Origin of the sequence: Nocardiopsis rhodophaea, from assembly GCF_039530945.1 — a bacterium.
In the GTDB taxonomy this organism is placed as follows: domain Bacteria; phylum Actinomycetota; class Actinomycetes; order Streptosporangiales; family Streptosporangiaceae; genus Nocardiopsis_C; species Nocardiopsis_C rhodophaea.
In genome coordinates this window covers 67,389-92,177 of record NZ_BAAAPC010000014.1, presented here as the reverse complement: position 1 = coordinate 92,177, position 24,789 = coordinate 67,389, and the positions used below count along the sequence as shown (strand labels likewise).

21 protein-coding genes and 1 pseudogene are annotated in these 24,789 nt (G+C 63.5%); 16 read left to right on the top strand and 6 right to left on the bottom strand.

Going from position 1 to position 24,789, the window contains the following annotated elements:
• Positions 1–37 precede the first annotated feature (37 nt).
• The gene (locus ABD259_RS16525) at positions 38–1,561 is read left to right on the top strand and encodes a plasmid pRiA4b ORF-3 family protein (protein WP_344163662.1); all 1,524 of its coding nucleotides are present in this window, start codon (positions 38–40) and stop codon (positions 1,559–1,561) included.
• A gap of 85 nt (positions 1,562–1,646) precedes the next feature.
• Here ABD259_RS16525 and ABD259_RS16520 read toward each other — a convergent pair whose 3' ends face one another.
• Positions 1,647–2,114 (bottom strand): PPC domain-containing DNA-binding protein, encoded by a 468-nt coding sequence (locus ABD259_RS16520; RefSeq protein WP_344163659.1) that lies wholly within the window; start codon positions 2,112–2,114, stop codon positions 1,647–1,649.
• 210 nt (positions 2,115–2,324) lie between these two features.
• Positions 2,325–3,173 (bottom strand): asparaginase, encoded by an 849-nt coding sequence (locus tag ABD259_RS16515; protein WP_344163656.1) that lies wholly within the window; start codon positions 3,171–3,173, stop codon positions 2,325–2,327.
• 152 nt (positions 3,174–3,325) lie between these two features.
• On the opposite strand from ABD259_RS16515, the gene ABD259_RS16510 reads away from it, so the two are divergent.
• Both ABD259_RS16510 and ABD259_RS16505 read left to right on the top strand, forming a co-directional pair.
• Positions 3,326–3,568, top strand: coding sequence for a hypothetical protein (locus ABD259_RS16510; protein WP_344163653.1), 243 nt, complete (start codon positions 3,326–3,328; stop codon positions 3,566–3,568).
• A gap of 1,309 nt (positions 3,569–4,877) precedes the next feature.
• On the top strand, positions 4,878–5,174 hold the full coding sequence (locus ABD259_RS16505; RefSeq protein WP_344163650.1) for a metalloregulator ArsR/SmtB family transcription factor: 297 nt from the start codon (positions 4,878–4,880) through the stop codon (positions 5,172–5,174).
• Positions 5,175–5,315: 141 nt separating this feature from the next.
• Here the strand turns inward: ABD259_RS16505 and ABD259_RS16500 are convergent, their stop codons facing one another.
• Positions 5,316–6,047 (bottom strand): M16 family metallopeptidase, encoded by a 732-nt coding sequence (locus ABD259_RS16500; RefSeq protein ID WP_344163647.1) that lies wholly within the window; start codon positions 6,045–6,047, stop codon positions 5,316–5,318.
• Between the two features lie 33 nt (positions 6,048–6,080).
• Here ABD259_RS16500 and ABD259_RS16495 point away from each other — a divergent pair, with 33 nt between their 5' ends.
• Positions 6,081–6,590, top strand: a complete 510-nt coding sequence (locus tag ABD259_RS16495) for a hypothetical protein (protein WP_344163644.1) — start codon at positions 6,081–6,083, stop codon at positions 6,588–6,590.
• Between the two features lie 178 nt (positions 6,591–6,768).
• Here ABD259_RS16495 and ABD259_RS16490 read toward each other — a convergent pair whose 3' ends face one another.
• Together ABD259_RS16490 and ABD259_RS16485 are read right to left on the bottom strand one after the other, a co-directional pair.
• Positions 6,769–8,091: a M16 family metallopeptidase gene (locus ABD259_RS16490; protein WP_425573539.1), complete on the bottom strand. Its 1,323-nt coding sequence runs from the start codon at positions 8,089–8,091 to the stop codon at positions 6,769–6,771.
• A 506-nt stretch (positions 8,092–8,597) separates the two neighbouring features.
• Positions 8,598–8,786, bottom strand: a complete 189-nt coding sequence (locus ABD259_RS16485; RefSeq protein WP_344163641.1) for an LxmA leader domain family RiPP — start codon at positions 8,784–8,786, stop codon at positions 8,598–8,600.
• Between the two features lie 590 nt (positions 8,787–9,376).
• Between ABD259_RS16485 and ABD259_RS16480 the strand changes: the two genes are divergently transcribed.
• The 12 genes and pseudogenes from ABD259_RS16480 to ABD259_RS16430 all read left to right on the top strand — a co-directional run bounded on the left by ABD259_RS16480 (position 9,377) and on the right by ABD259_RS16430 (position 21,206).
• On the top strand, positions 9,377–9,562 hold the full coding sequence (locus ABD259_RS16480) for an LxmA leader domain family RiPP (RefSeq protein WP_344163638.1): 186 nt from the start codon (positions 9,377–9,379) through the stop codon (positions 9,560–9,562).
• Between the two features lie 333 nt (positions 9,563–9,895).
• A complete protein-coding gene (locus tag ABD259_RS16475; RefSeq protein ID WP_344163635.1) occupies positions 9,896–11,650 on the top strand; it encodes an ABC transporter ATP-binding protein in 1,755 nt (584 codons plus the stop codon).
• A 64-nt stretch (positions 11,651–11,714) separates the two neighbouring features.
• Complete coding sequence (locus ABD259_RS16470) at positions 11,715–12,968, top strand: NAD(P)/FAD-dependent oxidoreductase (RefSeq protein WP_344163632.1); 1,254 nt, start codon at positions 11,715–11,717, stop codon at positions 12,966–12,968.
• On the top strand, positions 12,949–13,932 hold the full coding sequence (locus tag ABD259_RS16465) for an LLM class flavin-dependent oxidoreductase (protein WP_344163629.1): 984 nt from the start codon (positions 12,949–12,951) through the stop codon (positions 13,930–13,932). Before ABD259_RS16470 ends, ABD259_RS16465 begins: the two co-directional genes overlap by 20 nt.
• A complete protein-coding gene (locus ABD259_RS16460) occupies positions 13,925–14,554 on the top strand; it encodes a flavoprotein (RefSeq protein ID WP_344163626.1) in 630 nt (209 codons plus the stop codon). Before ABD259_RS16465 ends, ABD259_RS16460 begins: the two co-directional genes overlap by 8 nt.
• 1 nt (position 14,555) lies before the next feature.
• The gene (locus tag ABD259_RS16455; RefSeq protein ID WP_344163623.1) at positions 14,556–15,479 is read left to right on the top strand and encodes a hypothetical protein; all 924 of its coding nucleotides are present in this window, start codon (positions 14,556–14,558) and stop codon (positions 15,477–15,479) included.
• A 166-nt stretch (positions 15,480–15,645) separates the two neighbouring features.
• Positions 15,646–16,830, top strand: a complete 1,185-nt coding sequence (lxmK, locus tag ABD259_RS16450) for a class V lanthionine synthetase subunit LxmK (protein ID WP_344163620.1) — start codon at positions 15,646–15,648, stop codon at positions 16,828–16,830.
• The gene (locus ABD259_RS16445) at positions 16,820–17,803 is read left to right on the top strand and encodes a T3SS effector HopA1 family protein (RefSeq protein WP_344163617.1); all 984 of its coding nucleotides are present in this window, start codon (positions 16,820–16,822) and stop codon (positions 17,801–17,803) included. Before lxmK ends, ABD259_RS16445 begins: the two co-directional genes overlap by 11 nt.
• Positions 17,804–17,957: 154 nt before the next feature.
• Positions 17,958–18,944: an ABC transporter ATP-binding protein gene (locus ABD259_RS16440; RefSeq protein ID WP_425573536.1), complete on the top strand. Its 987-nt coding sequence runs from the start codon at positions 17,958–17,960 to the stop codon at positions 18,942–18,944.
• Between the two features lie 64 nt (positions 18,945–19,008).
• Positions 19,009–19,860: an ABC transporter permease gene (locus ABD259_RS16435; RefSeq protein ID WP_344163614.1), complete on the top strand. Its 852-nt coding sequence runs from the start codon at positions 19,009–19,011 to the stop codon at positions 19,858–19,860.
• 237 nt (positions 19,861–20,097) lie between these two features.
• A pseudogene (locus tag ABD259_RS25895) lies at positions 20,098–20,511 on the top strand (winged helix-turn-helix domain-containing protein); the annotation flags it as partial.
• Complete coding sequence (locus ABD259_RS16430) at positions 20,475–21,206, top strand: transposase (protein WP_344163611.1); 732 nt, start codon at positions 20,475–20,477, stop codon at positions 21,204–21,206. The pseudogene ABD259_RS25895 and the gene ABD259_RS16430, both read left to right, overlap by 37 nt.
• 171 nt (positions 21,207–21,377) lie before the next feature.
• On the opposite strand, the gene ABD259_RS16425 is transcribed toward ABD259_RS16430, so the two are convergent.
• Positions 21,378–24,764, bottom strand: coding sequence for a Swt1 family HEPN domain-containing protein (locus ABD259_RS16425; protein ID WP_344163608.1), 3,387 nt, complete (start codon positions 24,762–24,764; stop codon positions 21,378–21,380).
• Positions 24,765–24,789: the final 25 nt, after the last annotated feature.

The window sequence follows — 24,789 nt, the reverse complement described above, 5'->3', positions numbered from 1 at the left end:
AGCTGATCAACGCTGATGAGGTGCCTAGGCTGGACCCATGGTGGGTGACGGCAACGACTCTACTTCTGACGCCTCCGACGCCGAACGGCGCCGTTCAGAGGCCATGCGCGCGTTCGGATTCGACAGCGGCCGAGAGCCGCTGAGCGGCCTGATCGGCGCGCTGCGCGGCCTCGACCCGGTGGATCGGTCCGCGCCCGCGTCGCGACGGCGGCCCCGCCGCGACGATGTGGTGACCTACCGGGTGCGGGTGGAGATCTCGGGGACGAAGCCGCCGCTGTGGCGGCGCCTCGAACTGGCGTCGGACCTGTTCCTGAACGAGGTGCACGACATCCTGCAGACCGTCTTCGGATGGCAGGACTACCACCTGCACCGGTTCGCCAGCGGGCCGGGCTACTTCGGCGGCGATGACGAGTGCTACCTCTGCCCGTTCGAGGTTGACGAGGGTGAGGTCGGCGTTCCCGAAGACCAGGTGCGGCTGGACGAGGTCCTGTCCGGGGTGGGCGACCGCCTGTTCTACGTCTACGACTTCGGTGACCACTGGGAGCACGTCCTGACCCTGCAGGCCGTGCTTCCCCGCGCCGAGGAAGCGCCGCGAGCGGTGTGCACGGCGGGCAAGCGGCCCGCCCCCGCTGAGGACTGCGGCGGGGTGTGGGGCTATGAGTTCCTGGTCGCCGCCACCGACCCCGACCACCCCCACCACGCAGAGGCACTCGCCGAATGCCGCGACGCCTACGGCGAGGAGTCCGACCCCCGCGGGTTCGCGCCCACCCAGTTCGACATGGACGCGACCAACGCCGCCCTCAACGCGCTGTTCGCCAAGCTTCCCGAACACCTCCCCCAGCCGGTCGCCGACCTGGTGGCCGCCGCGCGCGACCCCGCGACCAAGCGTCGGCTCCACCAGCTGATCGGCCAGGCCGGGTTGTCGGAGCCCACCGAGATCGACCCGGCCGAGGCGGCACGGATGGTGCGTCCTTATGCCTTGCTGCTGGACCATGTCGGGACCGAGGGAATCAAGCTCACCGGCGCCGGATACCTTCCGCCCGCCAGCGTCGAGGCCGTCGCGGCCGAACTCGACCTCGGAAAGGAATGGATCGGCAAGTTAAACCGCGAGGCCCAGACCCTCCCGGTGCTTCTCCTGCGCGAATCAGCCCAGGCCATGGGCCTGCTGCGCAAATACAAGGGCAAGCTCCTGCTCGCCCCGGCGGGCAGGAAGGTCCACGGCGACCCACAGGCCCTCTGGCACCACTTGGCCGAACGGCTACCGATCAAGCCCAAGAACGAGTGCGAGCGGCAGGCCGGGCTGCTCGCACTGCTCGCTGTCGCCGCTGAGACCACGGACGGACTCCCCGCCATCGCCGACATCCTCAACGGGATCGGCTGGCGCCTCGACGGCTACGACCCGCTGACCTCCGGCGACGCGTTCAGAGTCTCCCGAGACACCATCGACGTGCTGACCCGAATCAGCGCCGCCACGACGTCGAGATGGCCTGTCGAACTCCGCCCGCTCCCCCACGGCCCCGCCTTCGCCCGGGCGGCGCTGCGGACCTGGCCCGCCTCCTAACCCCGCGCCGACGATGCCAGCGGATCCTCCATCGATCTCGGCGGAGTGCATCGAATAAGGCCGGGAGCGCTCTTGCGCTACCGATTCAGTCCTCGCGCGCAAGGTGGAGTAGAGGCACGTCATACAGCTCAGGGTGCGGTGTCCTCCGCATCTGGGGTGATGCGATCTCGACGAGGACCATCTCGGTGAGGAACTGGACCTCGGCGGCCAGCAGGTGGCTGGTGTGCCCGGTGGCACTGTGTTCCTTGAGGCCGACGGAGACGTGGACATGGGGTGAGATCGTGTCGTCGGCCTCGTCGTAGGCGATGGTGCCGCCGCCCACGGCTTCGACGTTGGATAGATGGACCTTTGACCAGACCGGCGCGGATGGGTCGGTGAGCTGTTCGCATGTACCGACGATGTCCACGTGCGCGAAGCCTGCGATGAACATCGGAATGTAGCCCTGACGGACGCCATTGGTCCGGCAGAACGCTCGCAGAGTCTCGAAGAAGTCCTCACCGTGGTCGAAGACGACGCCGAAAGTGCGGCCCGGGGTCAGTTCATGACTGCGCACGTCGTTGCCCGTTCCTTTCAAGGTGGGGAGACGGCGGTCGAGGGGTCAGCCCTTGCCGTAGGACCCTGCGGCGCTGAACGCCTCGGCGATTGATTCATCGGGCTGGCCGGTGGCCAGGAGCGACCAGAGCAGGATGCGCGACTTCAGCGGGTCGAGGAACCCGGCACGAATCAGCCCCCGCTCCAGCAGGTCGCGTTCGGACCCGGGGAATCAATACGTGGAGGACAGGCCGGGACCGGAGCCGGTGCGCGAAGCGAGCACCACGGGGATTCGTGCGGCGATCTCGCTGAGAATCGGGACGAAGCCTTCCGGGACGTGGCCGACGCCGAAGGCCGCGACGACCAAGCCGTCCGCCCGCTCGGACATGTCTCGGAGGAAAGCGCCGTCGTCGCCAAAGGTAACGGTCACCAGACCTACGCGGGGATGGGAGTTGACCGCGGCCAGGTCCAGGGTGAAGCGGGCAGCAGGAAGACGATTCAGGAGCTTCGGCACGCCCTCGACGAGGTGCCCCAGTGGGCCGGCGTTCGGGGACTGGAAAGTGGAACAGCTGGTGGCGTGCGTCTTCCGGACATGGCGCGCGGCATGGATCTCGTCTCCGAGCACTACAAGCACGCCATGGTTCCTCGCGTCCGGGTGTGCGGCGGTCTGCACAGCCGCCAGCACGTTCGCAGGGCCGTCAGCTCCGGCAAGGGTCGGGTTGCGCATGGCACCGGTGACAATGACGGGCTGAGGCGCGGTGTGGAACAGATCGAGCAGGTAGCTGGTCTCCTCGATCGTGTCGGTGCCCTGGGTGACAACGGCGCCATCGACGTCACCAGCCTCCAGCCGCTTCTCGATCTCGGCGGCCAGGGCCGTCAGGTCGGCGAAGCCCAGCGATGCACCCGGGAGGCGCCGAAAGTCGTTGACCTCGATGTCGATACCGGTGCCGCCGAGCCCGGGAACGGCATCGATGAGCTGGGACACGGACAACGCAGGGACGACACCGCCCGCCCCAGCCATCGCGATGGTGCCACCCATCCCATAGACCGCCACTCGGCGGTGAGGAACTCCGGTGTGCATACCGCTCCCTTCCACGCCGGTGCCTGTGCGGGGCAGCCTAACGCTTAGCCGGGCGCGCCTTTCCGAGGAATCCGCAGGCGCGGTCGATTCCGGTGGTGCTGAGAAGTCGGCTTGATCGGACGAGTGATCCCGCGATCCCATAGGCGCTGACCTTGGCGCTTCTGCCCACCAACCAGGACCATTCCACATTCAGATACTCAGCGAGCGCACGCAGTACCTTCAGCGAGGACGCCTCCCGGGTCCGCAGCGGGCACGGTCCGCAGAACATGGCGATGCTGCGCAACCTGGCCATCCCGCTGCTGGCGAAGGTGGGAGCAGCCAGCATCCCCGAGGCCGTCCGCTGGGTGCCCTACGAGACCTTCGCCCGCCCGCTCGAGCTGTTGAGAATCCCGTGATCAGCAAAGACGTTTCCCCTATCCGACTTTGCAACAGCCCTGGGCGAGGGGGGTCAAGCAATTGCGCCTGCATACACCGCAGTTACCCCGTATCGGAGGTCAGCGAACTACTGCGGTGTCGATGCTCTCCAACTGAGGGACTCTCGCCGCCATTCGCCCATGGTATAGTCCGACCCGGCATGGGGAAATGTATGCCTTTGTCATAATAAAATATTATTTACCTATATTTATTAGTGTTTGAGGATCCTGGAGCCTGTGATCGAGCAGGGTGACCAGCGCCCAGTCCCGGACTGGCCAGGAGAGGAGACCAAGACGACAGCTTGACGCGGAGGCGGGCAGCATCAGACGAAGCGACTCACGCGCCCGAAGCGAAAGAGAACCGGCGCAGCAGCGGGTTCCCCATTGTGTGTCCGGCACCTCCGGAGCAACCTCTCTCCTCAGTGCCCTTAAAACGCTTACCTGACTGCTCGCAACATTGTGATGCTGAAGCAGATACAGGGATATCTTCTGGAACGCGCCGTTCCTCAAGGAGGTGATCGGAATTATCGATCGCGATGGTCCCGACAACGTAAGAGTCGGTTCTGCGGCCGAGGCCGCAGGCGGAAACGTGTGGGTTTCACCAGCTCTGGTACACCGTACGCTCCCGGCCTCGCGACAACGGCTGCCGAACTCCGCACTCTCTTTCCAGGTGCCCGGAAGCTGACCGCTCGCGAACACGGGGGTAGGACGACGAGGGGTCCGAGGAGCCACGAACTCCGAGATCTCCAACTCGCTGCATGCAGAGATCAGCACTGTTAAGTTCCACCTTTAGAACTTGCTGCGCAAGCTCGGCTGCCAGGACCGCGCACTGCTGATCTCCGTCCTGTACGCACAGGGGCTCCTCGCCGACGGCAAAGCTCCATGGTGAGGTGCTCGCTCGGTAAGTACCAGGGAGAAGCGAAGGCGTCGGCCCGGTGGTGGCCGTCGGCGGGGATGGCGGGCCTGAGCCGGAAACTCTTTTTCTTACCCTCTCTGAATGACGCCACGCAGGGCGCGGGCGGCGATGAGAGCTTTCAGCGGATGCAAGTTCACATCCTGGGGGTCTTACATTATCGGCAATATTATAAATACCCCTGATGCTCTCGATATGTCTTCAACCTCGACCTGGGCAGGAGCAAGGGATCGCCCCATGCAGGGAACGCCGCTAAAGTGCGGCGCTGCAATTTCCGATCTCAGGATCGGCGACCAGTAGGGGGACCATGAAGATGCAAGATTCGCACCAATGGGCCTCGTTTTTCATTGGGATGCAAACTGTGAGGTGTACGCATTGTTGAATGACAAAATCTATGAGGCTTTGGCATACCCCACGCGCCGAGAAATTCTGCGCTTACTACGAGACGGTGATCACGCCACTCCGGGCGAGATCGCCGAGACGCTAGACATCCCAAAGCCCACACTCTCCGGACATCTTGGGATTCTGAAAAATGCCGGACTCGTCATCGGCGAGCGCCAGGGGACGACAATCCGTTACCGTATCGACACATCCATATTTGAGGACCTCTTAGAAGAACTGCACGGATTAGCATACCAAGAGGGAGGTTATGCGCTGCAAAAACTGTTATGGTAAGTGGGCTTCCGCCACCTGCAAGTGGGTCGGAATAACGATACGGGGAGGAGCGCAAACCCACCAGCAACCCTCCTGCAGCCAGGCTGCATTACCACTTCGAAGAGAAGGGAATCTCGCCTTTTCAGACAGAATCCCGAGACACTATCCGCTCGCGCCCGTGACTCGAAAATCACTCAATCTGCGCAGCAGGGGAGTTATCCTATCGGCTTCCCCGACCACGACACCGGTAAAGCGCGGAGGAGCGAGATATTGGCTCGCAGCTTCTGCCACCTCGTCGAGCGCAACCTCGCCGAGTCGCCGCTGGAGCTCGTACAGCCAGTGGATATCCAGGCCAAGAAAGGATATGTTGGATAGGGAAGTGGCAAGGTAACTCTGCACCCCCATCCAAGTATTCAGAGAGCCGCTGGCGTAATGGCGTGCTGCCTCCACCTCTGATTCCTCCGGGGGAATGAGTGAGATCCGGCCCGCTTCGTACATGGTCTCCAGCAATGCCGGTGCCGTGTTTCCGTTCGCCACATCCATCGCCAGGAAGAGGGTAGACCCCTCAAATGTGGAGCTGAATCCAGAGTCGATCGAGTATGCGTAGCCCTTGTCCTCTCGGATGTTCTCTACCAGTCTCGAAGAGAAGTATCCACCGAACACGGTGTTGGCTATATGAAGCGCCGGGTAGCGAGGGTCCGATCGGGGTACCGCCTGGGCGCAGATCCTGATCTGCGACTGCGCAGAACCGGGACGGTCGACGACCTTCAGCTCGCCTCCGGACAACAGCGGCAGCGCCGTGGGCACTGTTGAGCTCTCTCTGTCTGGCCAGCCGGACAATACGGCGGAGGTGTCGTCCACCGCGCGATCCGGATCGAGATCCCCGACGAGCACCAGGCATGATCCACGAGGGACAATCGCGTTGCGGTGGAGCAGGCGGACGTCCTCCCCTGCGAGCTCGAGGAAGTCGCTTTCCTGCGGCGGATCGGAAGTGTAAGGGGGATCCGGGTAGCAGTGCCGACGCAGGGCCTGGGCCGCGAATACCGCTGGGCTACTGGCAAGCAGCGGAGCGTTTCGCAGTCGCTTCTCTCGTTCCGCGGCTACCGGGCCATCATCGTGCAAAGCGCCGGTGAGGACGTCTGCGAGGATGTCGAGCAGCGTGAGAAGGTTCTCGGAGAGTACGTTTCCGTGGAGGCTGAGCCGCTCAGGGGTGAGACTGGTGGACACACGCGCACCCGAACGAGCCAACTCGTCGTCCAGCGCCACGCCTCTGAGCCGCTGGGTGCCACTGAGGAGTGTCGAGGCGAGCACCTGGGCACAGGCCGCGAAGAAAGTGCTGTCCCCCGCGAAGGGGATGTGCAGACGGAACTCCACCATGGGCACAGAGGGAAGCCGTACGGCAGTCACCCGGAGCCCGTTGTCGAGTACCGCCTCTGACTTCGGCGGGCGCCGAGGCGCTCTCCGACACCCGAGCGGAGGCACGAGCCGAGTGGCACCGCGCTGGGGGACTCGGGCCGCCTCCTTAACCCCGGGCTGAGGTGACCCCAAGCGGGAGAGGGACATGGCGTCGTCGGGTCGATAGCTCAGTTGTGTCATGCCGTCCTGGGGAGTCCGTTCAGCCGTTGCCAGTCGATCGTGGGCGCGGTTCCACGAGGAGCACGCCACGCGTCTCGGGCCGCATCCCGCGCGCCGCTGAGGCGACATCGTCAGCGGTGACGCCGTTGATGTGATGCGGCAGTTCAACCGCCGCATTCGCTCTTCCATACAGCAACTCGAACGCTCCTAGCCTGAGCATGCGAGAACTGGGGTCGTCGTGCTCGCGATACAACCTGGCCCGCCACAGTGCCTTAAAGCTCGCGAGCTCGCCGGGGGTCGGTCCGACCGTGGCGAGGCGTTCAAGCTCCTGGTCCAGTGCGGTGGTCACCTTACGATGGCCGACGGCGGAGGGATGGGTAACCACGACCGTAAGGGTGTCAGGGTCTCTGGCGTCGAAGGGCTTTCCGAAAAGCCCGCAAGCCGACTCGGCGGCGATGGCGGAGCCCTCCTGGACCAGTCGTTCCCTGAACCGCGATGTCGGCCTTCCACAGAGAATGTGGGAGATCGCCAGATGCGCCGAATAAAAACGGAAGCTGTCCAATGGATCAGGCAGCCGGTAACCGGCGGCGAGCGCGGGGGCCGGTGCGAGTGCGTCAGCACGCCAGCCGTACCTTTCCCGGCAGAGAGGCTGCTCGGCAGACAAGGGCGGAGAGGGCGGTGGCCGCTCCGAGATGTCGGCGAAGTGATGATGGATCATCTCAAGAGTTCTATCGACATCCAGATCACCGACAACGGTCAGAACAGCGTTGGCCGGGGAATAATACAATGAGAAGAAATCAACGCATTCGTCAACAGTGATTCCCGCTAAATCCTCGAGCTCTCCGTACCCGTTGTGAGAATTGGAGAAATCCTGGTACATCACCGGAGGCAGGTGAATCCATGGAATACCTCCGTACGGTTTACTATCGATGTTATTGAGTATTTCCTCCCTCACCACTGCCACCTGCGTCCGGATGTTCTTTTCAGTAATCCGCGGCGCCCGCATCCGGTCGGCTTCGAGAAAGAGCGCTCGCTCCAACGCAACCGAGGGAAGCACCTCGAAAAAGCTGGTATAGTCCTGATGGGTGATTCCATTGAACTTACCCCCGGCACCTTGCACATATCGAGAATGCGATAGCTTTTTCAGACTCTCGCTTCCCTGGAACATCAGGTGCTCGAATAGATGTGCAAAACCGGAACGCCCCTGCGGTTCCGAGCGGAATCCGACACCGTAGTGAACACTGACGCCCACGACGGGGGCCGTACCGTCCGGAGCAAGCAGAATTCGCAGTCCGTTAGGGAGAAGCGACCGGTGCAGCCGAAGCTCGCCCGAATATGTACTCTCGTTTATGCTGCTTCTCATACCAGCGTCCGATTCAGGGTTCATACGATGAAGCTGCGGAGGTGGAGTCACTATTTTCCCTTTTTCCGGCAGAGAATAAGTACGATCATTCCTGCCATGACTCCGGCGGCAACAACTATGTACTCCATGGCGCAAACCTGCCAATCCCAATCCAAAAACCAACCGCGGAACCACGGGCTATTCCCAACACAGCGCGCGGAAGATAAATCCGCGCTTATGGGGCAACGAAGCCCTGGCGTGAGGCCTCGGCCTCAGCCGTCCGGTCTTCCGCTGACGCAGCTCCACAGGACATACGAGGGCTTCGTTGCGCACCTTCATGGGAATGTGTCAATCGATACCGTTCCACCAGAACCGGAGCATAGCTTCTGAATTCTTCGAGTCCGGTCCTGGTGCCCTCTATCGATTGCCTAGCCTTCAGCAGGCCGCAGGCTCGGATTCAGACACCGGCTACTGCCGGGCAACCACTTCTCTCGCACCAAGCGGCCCCTGCCGACCATCGCTCCTTCTCAACAGGTGTTGTCAAACGTCGAGTCGATCGAGGCAGCCACGGAGGCACCAGACACAGCGCCCGACACCGCGACAGAGACGGCGACGCTGACGCCGGCGCTCGCCGGCGGGTCGGCGATGGAGCTCGCTGCCACCTCCTCTGCGGTGGCGTAGGAGGCATAGCCGCTGATTAGATCTTCGGTGCTCATACGTACCTCTCCCCAGAAATAGATCCGGTGTGATTACAGACTAAGCGCCCCTACCGCGGCGGGGACGCCCACTGAGAGTGGAACTCGACACGAAGCCCAAAGTCAACCACAAAAGGCGTTCGTTTCCTATGTGTTATATATCCATTTTTATGGAAACACAGAACTACCGAGCTCACAGCTTCGTGCGCTAAGTGGGGCCAGAGCAGGAGAGAGATGCCCCACCGGCGAACGCAGCCCCGCGGCTTCTCTGGATCCTCCATGGAAGAGCACAGAGAACCCGGAACTCAATTTCTATTATTCGGATACTCCCAAACGACAAAACAAGGGAGCGAGGGAGGTTCCGCCAAAGCCGAGGAAGCCGCCCGGCACGGTGACCAGGGGCTTTCCCCACTCCCCAAAATAGAAAATTTCGAATAGACGGAATGAGCAAAGTATTATTTTCCCCTTTTGAAAACAACAAAGATAACGTGCAACTAACAAAAATCACTCCCGCGTTGCTTCGTCGACTGTCTGTCGAGTTGGGTATTGGACGCCAGAAAGCGCTCCTCGCGGCGAGGGCGCTGAACCTCCCTCTTATAGGAGATACGATTATGAGCACCGAGGATCTGATCAGTGGCTACGCCTCCTACGCCACCGCCGAGGAGGTAGCAGCGAGCTCTACTGTCGCCCCGCCTGCGAGCATGGGTGTCAGCGAAGTCGTCGCATCCGTGGCCGCGAGTGTCGCCGCTTCCGCCGCCTCTGCCTCGGTCAATAACACGATCGAGCACGGCTGCTAAGATTTCCGCGCAGAAGCGGATATCTGTGGGTGCAGCCGCTGGGACTCCCCGCAACTGGCGGCTGCATCCTCGGTATAGAGCAGGGACGCGCTCGAATCTTCGGGGATAAATCTCGCTTCCCCACCTGAGGACGCTCCTCGGTTAATTCTTTCTTGGATACCGTCCGACAACCGACGGATGACTTTCCCGGTTTTTCGGGAAACTCCTAAGAGTCTCCGCCCCGCAACGACGCCCCATCCGACGATTTCAGAGCCAAAGCACAGCCTTCGATCATGGGACATACCGAAAAGCACAGCCCCCATGTCTGAACGACCAGCCTTAGGCAGGAGCCCAATGCCCGGCGAACCGACCGTCCCTCCTGAGGCGCGGCTGCGCCTCCGCCGCGAGTTCCTTGAGGGGCGCAGAATTCCGGTGGTATCCGGATTGCTGCTTTCCTTGGTCGCGACAACGGCCAGTCTTTCCGTCCCCCTGGCGGTTTATCGGCTTATCAGCACCATGGAGAACGGCGAACCGATCCTTGGTGCTATCGCTCTCATCACCGCACTTGCACTGAGCAGCGCAGTGTCCAGCGGGCTCGCGACCTATCTGCTCTCCCGTGTGGGAGAGGCGGCGATCCTAGGGCTGCGCACCCGCATGGCGGCCCACGTCCTGCGCCTTCCCTCGGACACGGTGCGCAGGTACGGCCAGGGGAACCTCGTCGCTCGGATGACCTCTGACACTGCCCAGCTGCGCTCGGTGATAGACGTCGGAGTCACCCAGATCCCCGCTTCAGCGCTGATGGTGCTGGGCGGCCTCACCATCATGGCGCTCATCGACTGGGCCATGTTCCTTATCACCGCGGCCGCGTTCGGGCTGGTCGGGATCACCCTCGCCTGCCTCGTGGTTGGTATTCGCCGGAGCACCTCGGCTCAGCAGGAAGCGATCTCCCAGCTCGCCCAGAAGTACGTGGCCGCGCTGGCAGCCCTACCCATCATCAAAGCCCATCGGGCCAACACTCAGATCACGGACGACATCGCCCAAAGCGCCAACCACGCCAAGCAAGCCGCCGTGTCAGCCTCACGTCTCCAGGCGCTGGTCTCCCCTCTCGTCGAGCTGGGTACGCAGATCGCCCTGGTCGGCATCGTCGCAGGCAGCGGCGCCCGGCTAGCCTCCGGATCCCTGACGCTGCCGGAGTTCGCGGCCTTCCTCCTCTACCTACTGCAGATGATCGCGCCGATCACCGGCGTCGCCACCGGAATCAGCCGAATGCAGATCGGACTTGCCGCACGCAACCGCATCGAGCACATTCTCGGCTCGCCCGAGGAGCCGGACACAGCCCATTCTGCTCCTCAGGTGGAGGACTCCGCGCCCGCCGTCGAGTTCAACGGAGTCAGCTTCGCCTACGAGGAGCGCACCGTCCTCCGCGGCGTAGCGTTCACCGCCGCCCGGACGGGGGTGACCGCAATCGTCGGTCTCTCAGGTGCTGGCAAGAGCACCATCCTCGGGCTGATCGAGCGGTTCAATACGCCCGCCGCAGGGCTAGTCCGCGTCCTCGGCCACGACGTCCGCCAATGGCCGCTCCACGACCTGCGCCGCTGCCTGGTCTACGTCGACCAGAATTTCACCCTCGTGGAGGGCACGGTCCGCCGTAACCTGCTTCTCGGCCGAGAAACTAGCATCGACGACACAGACCTGCTCGCGACCCTGGATGAGGTCGGACTTCGCGACGCCGTCCAGGAGCTGCCTGACGGTCTCAACACGGTTATCGGACGTGAGACCGACCTATCCGGGGGCCAGCGCCAGCGGCTCGCCCTCGCCCGGGCTATGTTGAGCGACGCTGAGGTCGTCCTCCTCGACGAACCGACCTCTCAGTTGGACAGCATCAATGAAGAGCGGCTCCGGGACCTGGTCCACACCTTGGCGCGCACCCGGGCGGTGGTGATTGTCGCCCACCGTATATCGACGATCCAGCACGCTTCCCAGATCGTCCTCGTCGACGACGGCGCGGTCAGTGTCATCGGTACCCACGAAGAGCTCATCGCTAAGAGCGCAGACTACCGACGGCTGGCGAAAAGCCAGCAACTGACCGGAGATTTCCAGCTGGCCTGACGGTGCAATTCGCCCCAAGAAGAGAACTACGGCTCAATATGGCTCAGGAGAGGACTGATTCCCAATGGCAGGGATCTCTGACCACTACAGCGTGATCGTCGTGGGAGGCGGCCCCGCCGGCGCGTGCACCGCCGGACTGCTGGCAAAGCGGGGACACCGCGTCTTGGTTCTTGAACGGGAAAGCTTCCCGCGGTACCACGTGGGCGAATCGATGATCACCGGAATCGTGAGTATCCTCGACCAGCTCGACCTGACCGAGCGGCTCGACCGCATGGGCTTTCCGCGCAAATATGGACTCAGCCTGGTGTGGGGGAAGGACCGCACCCTGTGGGACGTCAAGTTCAAAGAAGGTGGCCCTCACGAGTATTCCTACCACGTCACACGTGCTGACTTCGACCAGCTCCTGCTAACACGGGCGCGCGAGCTCGGCGCCCACGTGGTCGAGCGCGCCACCGTAAAGGAGCCGATCTTCGAGGGGGAGCGCGTCGCCGGGGTCAGGTACTCCTCTCCCGGCGCGGAGGACCGTGAGGTGCGCTCCTCCCTGGTAATCGACGCCTCGGGAGAGGCCCGTACGATCAGCCGCCATCTCACCGATGTAACGTGGCACGAGGACCTGCAGAATCTCGCGATCTGGTCGTATTTCAAGGGCTGCGGTTCCCTGCCCGAGGAGCAGCAGGGAAATATTCTTGTCGAGAAGGTCCGGGACCGTAACGGCTGGTTCTGGTCGATCCCTCTCGCTGGCGAGATCACTAGCGTCGGCTACGTCGCCCCCACCGAAGACATCCGTTCCGCCAAGAAGCCGACCCCCGACATGTTCTGGGAGAACGTCGACCGAACGCGGGAGCTCAGAGGACTCATGGCGGGTGCCGTACCGGTCGGCGACTTCCGCACCTGCAGGGACTGGTCGTATATCAGTAAACGGTTCCACGGGCCCGGGTGGGTTGCGGTCGGCGATGCTGCCTGTTTCATCGATCCCCTTCTATCCACCGGCGTCTGCCTGGGGATGCTGTGCTCGGGGGCGCTGGCCTATGCATGCGGGATGGCGCTGAATAGGCCTGAACAAGAGGCCGATATATTTCAGGAATATGAGCAGGGGGCCCGGATCTTCCTTACTGAGTCGGCCGACTATGTCCGATTCTTCTACGACTCCGACAGGGATCGCGAGGACTATTTCGAACTCGCTCACTCCATGCGCGCCTCCATCGGCGACATTGCTCCGCGCCAAAGCTTCGTCGCGCTGGTATCCGGATACATGGCGATGTCCTCGTTGTTCGACTTCAACAAGTTTGGGACTAGTGATGACATCTTCGCTGAGTGATCTGTCGGTGCTGTTTCCCGACCAGCCTCTTTCCCCTAACTATGTGTGCGCCTTCGCCGAACTCGTGAAGAACACCCGAGCCAGGCGCCTGTGGCTGGGCCAGTCGTTGCGCGTCGAAACCCACCAGATGCTCGCCTATCTGGCCGGCGCGGGGCTTGACGTTCCAGTTGGTACAAGCGTGACCCTGATGCCGCTGCGCCATCCATACGAGGCCGGCATTCAGGCGCGCTCGGTCGCGGCGCTCACCGGACAGCCCACCGTCGCGGGATTCGGGGCTAGCACGCCGGCTTTCGTGCGGGCCATGCGGGGCGAGCCCTACTCGTCACCGCGCACCGCTGCCCGCGAATACCTCTCCATCGTGCGCGACGTGGTGGAAGGCCGTACACCCGATCGCAGGGGCGAGTACCACGTGCTCTCCTCGATGCCGGTACACCCTCTGGAGCATCCCCCCGTCGAGATCGGAGCGGGGGTCTTGCGGCCGGGCATGGCGCGTACCGCTGGGGAGGTCGCCGATGTCGCCATCACCTGGATGACCCCTCCGGACTACGTGCGCGACATCCTGGTTCCCGCCCTGAAAGCAGGTGCTGCCGGGAAGCATCCCCCACCCCGCGTCGCCACGGTCGTCCACGCCGCGGTCGACCGTCCGGGGCGAAACCTGGAGGACATGGCACACACCGCCGCGTGGAGACACCTACGGGCCGAACATTACACGGACATGCTGCGACAGGCCGGGGTGATGGCGTATGCGGACGACCCGGAAGCGGGCGCCAGGGAGATTCTCCGGCATGGCGTGTTCGTCACCGGCTCTCCCGAGGAGATCGCCAACGAGTTAGCCCGGTACCGCAGGTCCGGCGTAGACGAGGTGATCGTGAACCCCGCCGGGGTACTGTTCACCGAGGGCCTGGAGGCCAGCCTAGTCGATCTTGCAGAGATCCTCGCCGCGGCGGGAGGTCTCGATGACTGAGGCCGACGCTCCCCCTGCCTCTCAGCAGGCTCCCCCCGAGTTCGGCGCCCAGCGCCTCCTCCTCGTCGGCACCGGAGCGCTTGTGGTCTCCTCGCTTCCGTTCTGGCTGAACTGGCTGCGTATAACGTACCCAGCCCTGAAACTCCGGCTGGTCATCACACGTAGTGCCGAACGGTTCGTCAGCCGCGAGGCGCTGACGGCGATCAGCGGCCGAACCGTTCAACTCGACACCTGGCCAGACGAGCCCACGCCCAGCGCGCGCCACGTGGAGCTGGCTGAATGGGCCGAGGCGATCGCGATCTACCCGGCCACCCTGCACTTCGTCTCCCGATTCGCGCTGGGTCTAGCTGACACACCGACGCTCTTGGCCTTGCAATGCACCCAAGTGCCAATCGGCCTCGCCCCGGCGCTTCCTCCGAACGCGGAACGCTTCTCCAACTACCGTTCCCACGTTGCGATGCTCCAGGAGCACCCCAACGTCGTGGTCCTGCCTCCACACGCGACGAGGAGCGCGACGACCCGGCGCGTCGAGGAGTCCGTTGCTCCCGCTCCATTGTCGGAACTGCTGCAGCACATTGAGCGGCTGCGGCAGGCGCCCGGCGAACCGGTAGAGAAACCGTGACATGACACGTGTCATCGCGGAGTACGGCACGGCCTTCATGCACACACAGGTCACCGAACTCGGAGGCGGAGCGTTCGCCTGGTCGCGCACTCCAGGGCCAGCCAACCCTGCGGGAGGAACCCCGCTTTCCCCCGCTGCGCGCGAGGCGGCGCACGACACCGATGACGCAGGAGTCAGCCTCGTGCTGCCGGAACGCCGCAACGGTTCACTCCGGTACATTCTCCCAGCCCCCTTCTCGAGCGCACGCCACCTGCACAGCACAGACGAGCGGGCCTTGTCCGCTGTGGTCGAAGGGTTGCGGGCGACGGGAATAACCCTGCGACGCCTGCATCGCAGAGCACCGCCGCCGCGGGCGGCGACCGTTCCTCCGGGGTTGCGGCGACTGGCCGCTTGGCTCGACGGTGCCGAGCGGCCGACCGCTGCGATCAGGCTGCGCAGCCGCGCGCGTCGGCGACTCGGGAGCGCACGGCTGGAGCGGGTGAGGCAGTGGTGCGAGTGCGTCGGCACGCCCGATTCAGTGCTCAGCTTCCTTCACGGAGAACCGAGCCTGGGACGGCTCGTGCTCGCGGAGACACCCGCCTCGGGCGGCATGCTCGTAGAAAACGAGTTCACCCGAGGGCCGGCCGCGTTCGACTTGGGCTGGTTGATCGGGGAGCTCGTCGAGCTCGACCTCGCGGCCGCCCAAGGGCTCGGCACGGCTCGAAGACTCGACTACGGCAAGGCGGCCCGGGCCTTCACGAACGGCTACGGCGAACTGCCCGAGCCGCTTGTCCTCGACCGATCCGCCGCTCTGCGCGTACTGACGCACGTTCACGACTACGCGGCATATGTCGGGTGGCACGAAGACCTGGAGGGCTACGTGGAAATTCTCGCCGAGTTGATTGACGGAGATGGGGGAAGGACCCGCGACGCATTCGGGCTGTAAACCGTAAATGCATTCCATGAACCCTCGAAGCGAAATGGCGCGCGTGAATTATTGCCGAATGGCAAATTGCAACGCTTATTTCGGACGTGATCATCATCGTTGCGAACGGTGGCGACATTCAACTCGGCGGGGCGAACCGCAACTGGACGAATCGAGGTCATTAACCATGCAAACCCCGACGGTGAATGAGAAAGTGCAGCCGGAGGCTCGAATCCGGCACCTGCGCCCCGCAGATCTGGAGCGCAGGCCGGAGGTGGGGGCCTTGCTCGAACGTCTCGGCTTGGGAAAGTTCGAGCCGGACGGGCTCATGGCCTACCGGGGCCGCAACGACAATTGGGCGGGGAGGACAACCAACGGCGATAGGGTGTTCGTCAAATGCGTGGGTGGCGGAGGGCGAGAGTCCTCGCTGGAGTCCCTGCAGCGTTTCCGACGGATCCTCGCCTGTGAGCGTCTCGTCGGTAACGATTTCGCCGTGGGCGTGGCGCGACCGCGGTGCCTGGGTTGGGATGAGTCCTCCAGGCTGGTGGCGTTCGAGTGGCTGGAGGACGCCGAAACCGGCGCTGAAATGGCGGCGGCTGACAGTTTCAGGGATGCAGCCATCGCCGGCCGGATGATCGGCCAACTCCATGAGGCCAAGGTCGGAAATGGGGAGTGGATCGATAATTCCCCGCATCCCCTTCCCCCGACGCGGAATTTCCAGGCTCTCTCGCTGTCCGCCTTCATGCGGGCGTGCGCCGCCGAGCTTGAGGCGTGGCGCCTTCTCCAGGGCGACGAGCAGCTCATCGAGGCTCTGGAGACGTTACGGACCAGTGAACAGCGAGCGGAGCACCGTCCGGTGCACGGCGATCTGCGGCTCGATCAGTTTCTCATGGACGATGGCGATCTCTACTTGATTGATTGGGAGGAATTCCGGCAGGCGGATCCGGCACGTGACCTCGGAGGATTCGCCGGGGAGTGGCTCTACCGCGCCATCCTGGGCTCCGTTCCTGGGGAGGAGGGGGCCGAGCGCCTAGCAACGGGGCAGTTCCCCACCGCCCATGACGAGATCATGGCGAACGGAGTTCGGGAATTCGAGCGTCTCCGGCCGAACATCACAGCTTTCTGGAACGGTTACCGGCAAGCGCGGGAACGGGTGGCAGCCGAGGACCCCGAGTTGGCCCAGCGTGCGACGGCCTTTGCCGGATGGCACTTGATCGACCGACTGCTCGCAGCGGCCGTGGAACGTCCACGCTTGAGCGGGCTAGAACGAGCTATGGCCGGAATCGGGAGATCAGCGCTTGTTTCTCCGAATGAATTCACCGGCGTATTGGGATTTCGCGACGAGAGCGAGGAGGCAGCTAATGCTGGCTGAGGAACTCCGAAAAGCGCTGCAAGAGGTATCCGTCTCCGATGATGCGCGCAGCGCCGTGATCAACGAGAAGGAACTGGGGGCGGATGACACCGGCCAACTTCGCCACATCATCGCCCGCGAACTCTACACCCGCTGGCACATTGGCCGCCCCGTCGAAGACGAGCCGCCCTCGCGCACGCTTCGCGACCCCGACCTGGAGGAGCTGCTCCTAGCGGCAACGCCGTTCGAACACACAGAGATCGCCGTTCGGGCGCTCACGGAAGAGGACGGGAACGGTCAGCTCCTCACCGAGATCGAGGGGGTCCGGGTCCGAGTTCCCGCCGAACGCGTAGCCAGCAGGGCGTGGACCGGCGGGGAAAAGCCGGTCACGCTGCGGTTGGACGCGGTGCGTGCCGCCCTTTCGCCAGGCTTCTTCTTCACCGATCGCTCCCGCGGCCGCCGGGACGGCAAGGGCGGCCCCACGCTGCGCGTGTACGTGCACCTTCTGCACTCCGAGGCGGCGCCGAGGGTGTGGCGGCTCATCCTGGAGCGCCTAGAAGATCTCGGTGCGCCGTACCGCGCCAAGATCCTCTCCGCTAGGGGCCTCTTCCCTCGCCGCGACGGAATCGTTGTGTATCTCCGTCCAGGTGCTTGGCACGCGGTCGAGACCGTACGCGACGCGGTTGCCGAATCAGAGGAAAACGGGATCGGCCATGAGGGCTCAGTTTTCACCGACCAGCTAGCCCCTGGGGTCGCCACTGCTTGGGAGCCCTACGACAAACGTCCCGGCATGAAAGGGCTGAGCTTTGGTGAGCACCGAGCACTGGCGGTCGCCGAAGGACTGATTGATCATGCGAGGCACGAGGAGAGTCGGTTCCGCGAACGCGAGGTATCCGTTTCCGCTGCGCTGCGGAGAGCGGGAATCGACCCGCTTGCTCCCCATCGCAACCTCGGCTCCCCTACCCTTGATTCGAAGCTCTCGGGAGGGTCCTGATACAACAAACCGTCCCCGGCACGCAGCCCCTTCTCCTGCCGACTTGACGGCAGGTCGGGCCAACGAGAGGCGGCGCCCACATCTATAGCGGCGCTATTGGTATTGTCACTACGCCCCTAAAGCGCAAGCAAGCCACTGAATGGACTCTTCGAATATGACGAAAGCGAACGAGTTAAATACGGCATTCGGAAATCACGAAACATTCGATAATGAAATCGCGGTGGAAGTTCGCGACTTGGCGATGAAATACCGCGACGTCGATGTTCTCAAGTCTGTGGATTTCACCGTACGCAAAGGGGAGGTGCTCGCCTTTCTCGGGCCCAACGGCGCCGGTAAGACCACCACTGTCGAAATTCTGGAAGGGTTCCGGGCCCGCTCGTCGGGGACGGTAAGCGTCCTGGGCAGGGACCCCGTCAGAGGAGACGAGCATTGGCGCTCGCGGGTCGGGGTGGTCTTGCAGTCCTGGCGGGATCACGGCAGATGGAAAGTCCGCGACCTGCTCAGCTACCAGGCCAGGTTCTACGCGCCATATTCAGAGCCCCACCGCAGCCGGCCGCGCGACGTCGACCAGCTTCTGGAACTCGTCGGTCTGAGCGAGGACAGGAAAAAAAAGATCGCGTCGCTTTCCGGAGGTCAACGGCGGCGTCTTGATCTTGCGGTCGGCATCGTGGGTCGGCCCGAACTGCTATTCCTGGATGAGCCCACCGCCGGCTTCGATCCAGAAGCGCGCAGGAACTTTCACGAGCTGGTGCACAGATTGGCGCGCGAGGAGGACACGACGATCCTTCTCACCACGCATGACCTGGACGAAGCTGAAAAGATCGCTGACCGCATCCTGATTCTGGCGGGCGGACGGGTCATCGCAGACGGCACCGCTGAAGAGCTCGCAGCACGGGTACAGAGCACCGCAGAGGTGAAGTGGCGCCGCGGCACCCAGCGGTTCGTCCAGGAGACGGACAACTCCACCGCCTTCATCCGCGACCTGCTCGCTCAGCATGGGGACGAAGTAACCAATTTGGAGGTGCACCAGGCCGATCTGGAGGACATCTACCTGCGCATGGTCCACCTCCACGAGAACGGGCAAGCGGACCTCAACGGGGACATGATCGGGATCGGACTTCCCAAAGAGATAATGCGGTGAACACGGCGGCACGCCGCCGTGGTGCGCTGGGGACCGAAAGTGTAGGCTAGAGAGGAATAGAGAAATGAACGCAACAATGGTCGCCGTTCGCGCCGGAATATTCCGCGGATGGCTCGAGTTTCGCCAGTCCTTCACCACCCCCCAGGACGTGCTTGGCTATTTTGGGCCAGTAGGGTTCTTCCTGGGCCTATCTTTGTTCATGCGCGGGCAGAACGTCGGCGACACGGACGTGCCAATCGCGGCTATGTGGATCTCGGGACTCCTCGGATTTCTGGTGGCCACCAGCGGCCTGGTCTCGGTCGCCCAGATCTTGGCCTCTGACCGCGAGGACGGAACGCTACTGCGAGCCAAAGCGGCTCCCAAAGGAATGGTCGGCTATCTGGTGGGAAGATCGGTCCACATTTTCCTCATCTCGCTGACGACCTCCATCATCATATTGGCCCCCTCACATTTCATCTTCGACGGGTTCGGCGCGGACGGCCTCGGGGCGTGGCTGACTTTTGCCTGGGTGCTTCCGCTGGGCCTGCTCTCGACCGCGCCCGTAGGGGCCGTCATCGGGTCGATGATCTCCAACCCCCGCACCGCGACGGCGGTAATGATGATTCCGTCCATGGCGCTGCTGGGTATCTCCGGAATTATCTACCAGGTCAGCGGATTTCCCGTGTGGTTGCAGTGGATCGCGCAGGTGTTCCCCCTCTACTGGGTCGGCCTGGGAATGCGTTCGGTCTTCCTCCCGGACACGATGTTGCCCGTTGAGCTCGGAGAGTCCTGGCGGCATCTGGAGACGGCGGGCGTGCTCTCGGTATGGGCAATCGCCGGGTTCGTGGTCGCCACGTTCTTCCTCAACCGCATGGCTCGTCGGGAGGCCGGATCACGTATGGAGGAGGGCCGACGCAAGGCCATGCAGCGCGCCTGATCCAGATCATTTCATCGAATAGCTAAGCATAGCTAATGCCAGATGACGGCGCTAGAAGTATTCATACCTCACGAAGGCGCAGGTTGGTAATCGTGCTGTCGACGGGATCTTTTGGGAGGAGAAGCCGGAGCCTATGACAGGTCCGCTCTGGCCCAAGGGGGCAGGTAATACTCCAGTCGCACCTACTGACGCTTAAACAGTGTTGTCGCTTTGGGGACAGGTGACAGGACCCAGCTCATGACGGATAACCGAGAGCATGAGGTACCCCCAGGGCGGCGGCATGAGCGACGCCGAGCGAGAGCGACGCCACAAGATCCGCATGCTGACCGCTTCTCCCAAGGCACCCCCAACGCGCAGATCGCCACCGAACTGCGGGTGAGCCCGCGCTCCGTCCAGCGCTGGCACAGAGCTTGGCAACAGGGCAGAGCCCTGGCCCTGGCCTCGGCGGGGCCGCCGGCCCGCCCCCGCCTCGACCACGAGCAGACCCAGCGGCTGGAACTGCAGCTCGGCCGCGGCCCTCTCGCCCACGGATGGGACGACCAGCGCTGGACCCTGGCCCGAATCCGCGCCCTGATCAGCAAGGACTTCGGTATCGACTACACCGTCCCGGGCGTGTGGTACCTCCTGCGCCGCCTGGGCTGGTCCTGCCAGAGGCCTGCACACCGCGCGATCGAACGCAGCGAAGAAGCCGTAGAGGTCTGGAAGAAGGACGTCTGGCCGACCGCAAACAGACCGCGGCGGCCCAGGGCGCCTGGATCGTCTTCGAGGACGAAGTCGGGCACAACCCGAGGCCGCCCACCGCACGCACCTGGTCACCGCGCGGAACCATCCCCGTCATCGCCGTCAACCAGGCGGGCTCCGGGCGCATCGCGGTGGCCGGCCTGGTGGCCTACCGCCCCGGCCACGAGCCCCGGATGATGTTTCGCACCCGCGACCAGACCCGCACCAAGGCGCGCAGGCCCCGGCGGCGGGGCTTTGACTGGACCGACTACCGCGACCTTCTCCGCGCGGCGCACGCGGCGCTCGATGCCCCGATCGTCCTGGTCTGGAACAACCTCAACTCGCACAAGAGCGTGGCGATGCGACGGTTCATCGAGGACAGCGACTGGCTCACCGTCGTCCACCTGCCTGCCTATGCTCCCGACCTCAACCCGGTGGAGGGACTGTGGTCGCTGGTCAAGCGCGGGGAGCTGGCCAACTTGGCCGTGACCGGCATCGACCACCTCGCCCGGACGGTCCGAAGATCCCTGCGTCGTCTGCAGCGCCGCCCCACCGTCCTGGAGGGCCTGCTGGCCCAGACCGGCCTCCAGCTCATCGAGCAGGAACACACCGTCATCACCAATTAAAGATCAGTAGCCATCCCTTCTGCGAACTCGTCACGTTCTCCAAGGATCTCAGGGGCGCCATCCCCGATGGAAAGTACCCTCCTCACCCCGCGGTACGGCGCCGACCTCCTCCCCAGTATCGATTGGAGAGGAGGCAGCGTGGTTGCGGCCAGTTGTCTCCCGTGTCCGCCTCTACTCCTCCTCAAATCCCGACTGACCGAACTTAAGGGTTCGGGCATTCTCGGAGACCGTGCGAATCTTGGACTCGTCGAAACCGTGGCCGTTGGTAGCCTCGATCTCGATGCGGACGACCAAGTCAGTGTCGGCCGCGCCAGCCAGGTGGGCGAGGATCTCATCGGAGATGTACTTGAAGTCTTGCGCATAGCGCTGAGGGTCAAGTTCCTTGGTTCCGAAAAACCGAGTCAACTTCGTTGGCCCGCCCGAGGCTGACGGAGAAGACTCGGGTCCTGTGTGAGGACCCTCCGCTGCTCCTCTATTTTCCGTTGTGGAGGCGGAATCCTGCGGCGTCCCCGATGTAGATTCTTCGCCCTCTTCGGCTTCCTGCGCCTCCAGCGTCTCAGCCGAACGCTGGGCATTGGCCTGTTCTGGGTGGACAATCAGTAGCGCGTTAGTGACGGCAACCGGTCCGCCGTCACTGGGCAGCCACAGGCCCTGGTAGCGGCCGATGTTGTCGTCATAGCTCTGGGCCAAGGCAAACCCTTCCCGCTCCCACAGCAGCGGTTGTTCGGTAAGCCCGGCGTTGAGCACTGATTGATTGCGCAGCCGCGGCATGTAGACATAGGAGGCATAAACCTTCCATAGGTCGCCCACCTGTACGTGCCCATCCGACCACAGCGATGGGAGGGCGTCGATCTGCATCCGGATGAGCGAAGCCGCCTGCTGGGTATACAACTCCCCATCGTTGCCAAGTCGCTTGGAAACCCGCTCAGCGAGCTTCGGAGACTGGCCTTCAACTTTGGTGGCTGCAACCGTAAACGGTCTACCGGGTTCGGCCTCGGGGACCAGTGCCCACTGGTAGGCGGTGAGCAGCCGCCGTCTGACCGTGTCGTCGGCAGTGGCCTTCTTCTCCTCTGCCTGGTTGAGCTGGTTCTGAGTGAGGTCCAGATCGTTGGAGGACAGCACCATATCCCAGGCAAGGTACTCGCGGACCCCTGTCTCTAGTTCGCCAAGTCGGTCGGTATCGCAGGCCAGGTAGACCACCATATTGCGGAAAGCGCGGTGGGCGGTGCCCTTGTTCTCCGTGGCTTTCTGCGCGAAGTCCATGGCCGTGGAGGCCGTGTCCTTGCGGCTGTGCGACAGCCGGGGGTGCAGAATGACCAGGCGCGCCTCATCGAGGTCGGGGATGTCCGAGCTGTCCTCGGGGCAGACGTGCACACCAGCGAAGGCGCCACTCTGGTCACTCTGAGTCTGCAGGCGCCGCACGACTTCGGCCCATACTTCTTCCTTCGGCAGGCGCTCAGCTTGGTCCCGGGCACGACGGGTGATGTTGGCGTGCAGGTCATACCAGTACTTGCCTTGGCCGGAGTAAAAGTAGGTGGCCCGGTCACCGAGCTGGGTCAGCGCGGTGTGGAAGTTGCCGAGTACATCCCCCGGCACAGCTGTACCCAGGAATACCCGCCGAGTTTCGAGGCCCTTGTGGGCGGAACCGATGGTAGGCACAGCCCCGAAGAACACGGTGCGGGCGAGACGCTTAGTCAGTGATCGCTGTCCCAGCACCGGCTTTTCGGTATCGATCTTGGCGGGCTCGGAGTTGGGACCATCGACGTCAGCGTCGATGATCGCCTTCCAGGAGTCCTGCAGGTACTGCGTGAGTTCCGAGTTCACCGCGGCAACACTGAGGGGAATGGAGCCCGGCATGATCAGGGGGGATCCGTCATCGCCAACCCACAGCGCGTGGATCACCGTGTTCATCAAGCGCAGCACACCACGGGTGCGCTGGAAGCGGTCCAGGCCTGACCAGTCTTCGTACAACCGGTCGAAGAGCTCGGGATGGACAGGATAAGTGTGCCTGATGCGTTCCTCGTAGCGCAGGTCCCGGGACTCCCGCGGAAAATTGTCGGATTCCTTGCCGCGGTACAGCTCGCCGAAGGCGCGGGCGGTGGCACCGATCGCCGCTAGAGCCTCACCGTCGGGTTCAATGAATAGCCGCTGTCGGACAATGTGGTAAGCCTCGTCGGAGGATGCTGGCCGCCACTGGTCGGCCACCCTGCGGACCACGTTTTGCAGCCGCTTCAGTGCCCGAAGCCCGTTCTCGCCGCCGACTTCCTCGGCGCTGCCGACAGGCTCAGCATCGTCGCCGGTCTCCGAGGCGGGGATGGAGATCGCCAATAGTACCCCGCTGGTGCCCTTAACTGCCTCGGTCAACGCCTGGGCGAAAGTGAACTGGTCGTCGAAGGTGCCGCCGGGCAGATCGTCGCGGCCGACCAGACTGCGGGCATAGGCCACCCACTCGTCGATCAGGATCACCGCCGGGGAGTACCGCTCCAGCAGCGTGTGCAGCGCTTTGCCGGGAGGTGTTGACTTTAGGTCAGCCTCAGCCACCAACTGGTAGCCTTCGGCGCCTCCTAGCTGCCAGGCCAGCTCCCCCCAGACCGTCCTGACGCGGGTCCCGTCCGGTTTCTCCTCCCCGGACGGGCTGAAGTGGTTGCCGACGATGGCTACCCGGCGGATCTTCTTCGGTGTGTATTTGGCGCCGGAAAGCAGGTCTTGGAGCGCCTGCGGGTAGTCGCTCAGCTCGGTCTCGCCAGCCAGGTGCCACAGCGACAGCATGGAATGGGTTTTACCGCCGCCGAAGTTGGTCTGCAGATTGATCACCGGGGAGGCATTGTCGTCACCATTCAGACGCCGCGCAGCGCGCTCGATCAGGTCGCGCAGCCCTTCGGTGAGATAGGTGCGGTGGAAAAACTCCACCGGGTCGGCGTATTCCCGACCTTGATCCTGGGCGCCGACGGCCACCTTGTACAGGTCAGCAGCGAACTCCGAGGCGTGGAAGTTACCTGTAGCCACATCCTGGTGCGGGCGCAGCACCTCGCGCCAGGGGCGCAGGCCGGTGGATTCGGTGCTGGTGACTGCAGACTTCAGGGTACGCCTGTCGTCCTTGTCAGCGGTGACCCGGCGCAGGTTATGCCGGATAGCCTTAACCTGATCGGCCGCGTCGGGGGCGTTGACCAGCTGTAGCAATCGTTCGCCGGTGTCCAGGGCTCGATAGGCGTCGTCGTCGCTGAAGGAACCGTTGTGCGCCCATTTGTTGCGCACGTCCCGCAGCTCGGAGGCGAAGGACAGGCCGGCGTGGCCCAACCGCTCGCGGAAGGGGTACCAACCCTGCCTCACGTTCGCGGTAATGGTGCTCTCCGTCAGCATCCGCAGCTGCACCTGGGGGTCGAGCGGGTCGTACTGCTTGCCAGATGCGCCGTTCTTGGCATCTTTGTCCTCGACCAGCTTGGTCCATTCCGCCCCGGTCTGGGTTCTTTTACCGATCGCCGCGGAAATGTAATCGTCCAGCGGCGGGGCAAGGATCTCGAACATCTTGTTGATCCGGTCGCGGTTGCTCTGGGCCACGGTCAGACCTTCCAGGTGAGAGCGG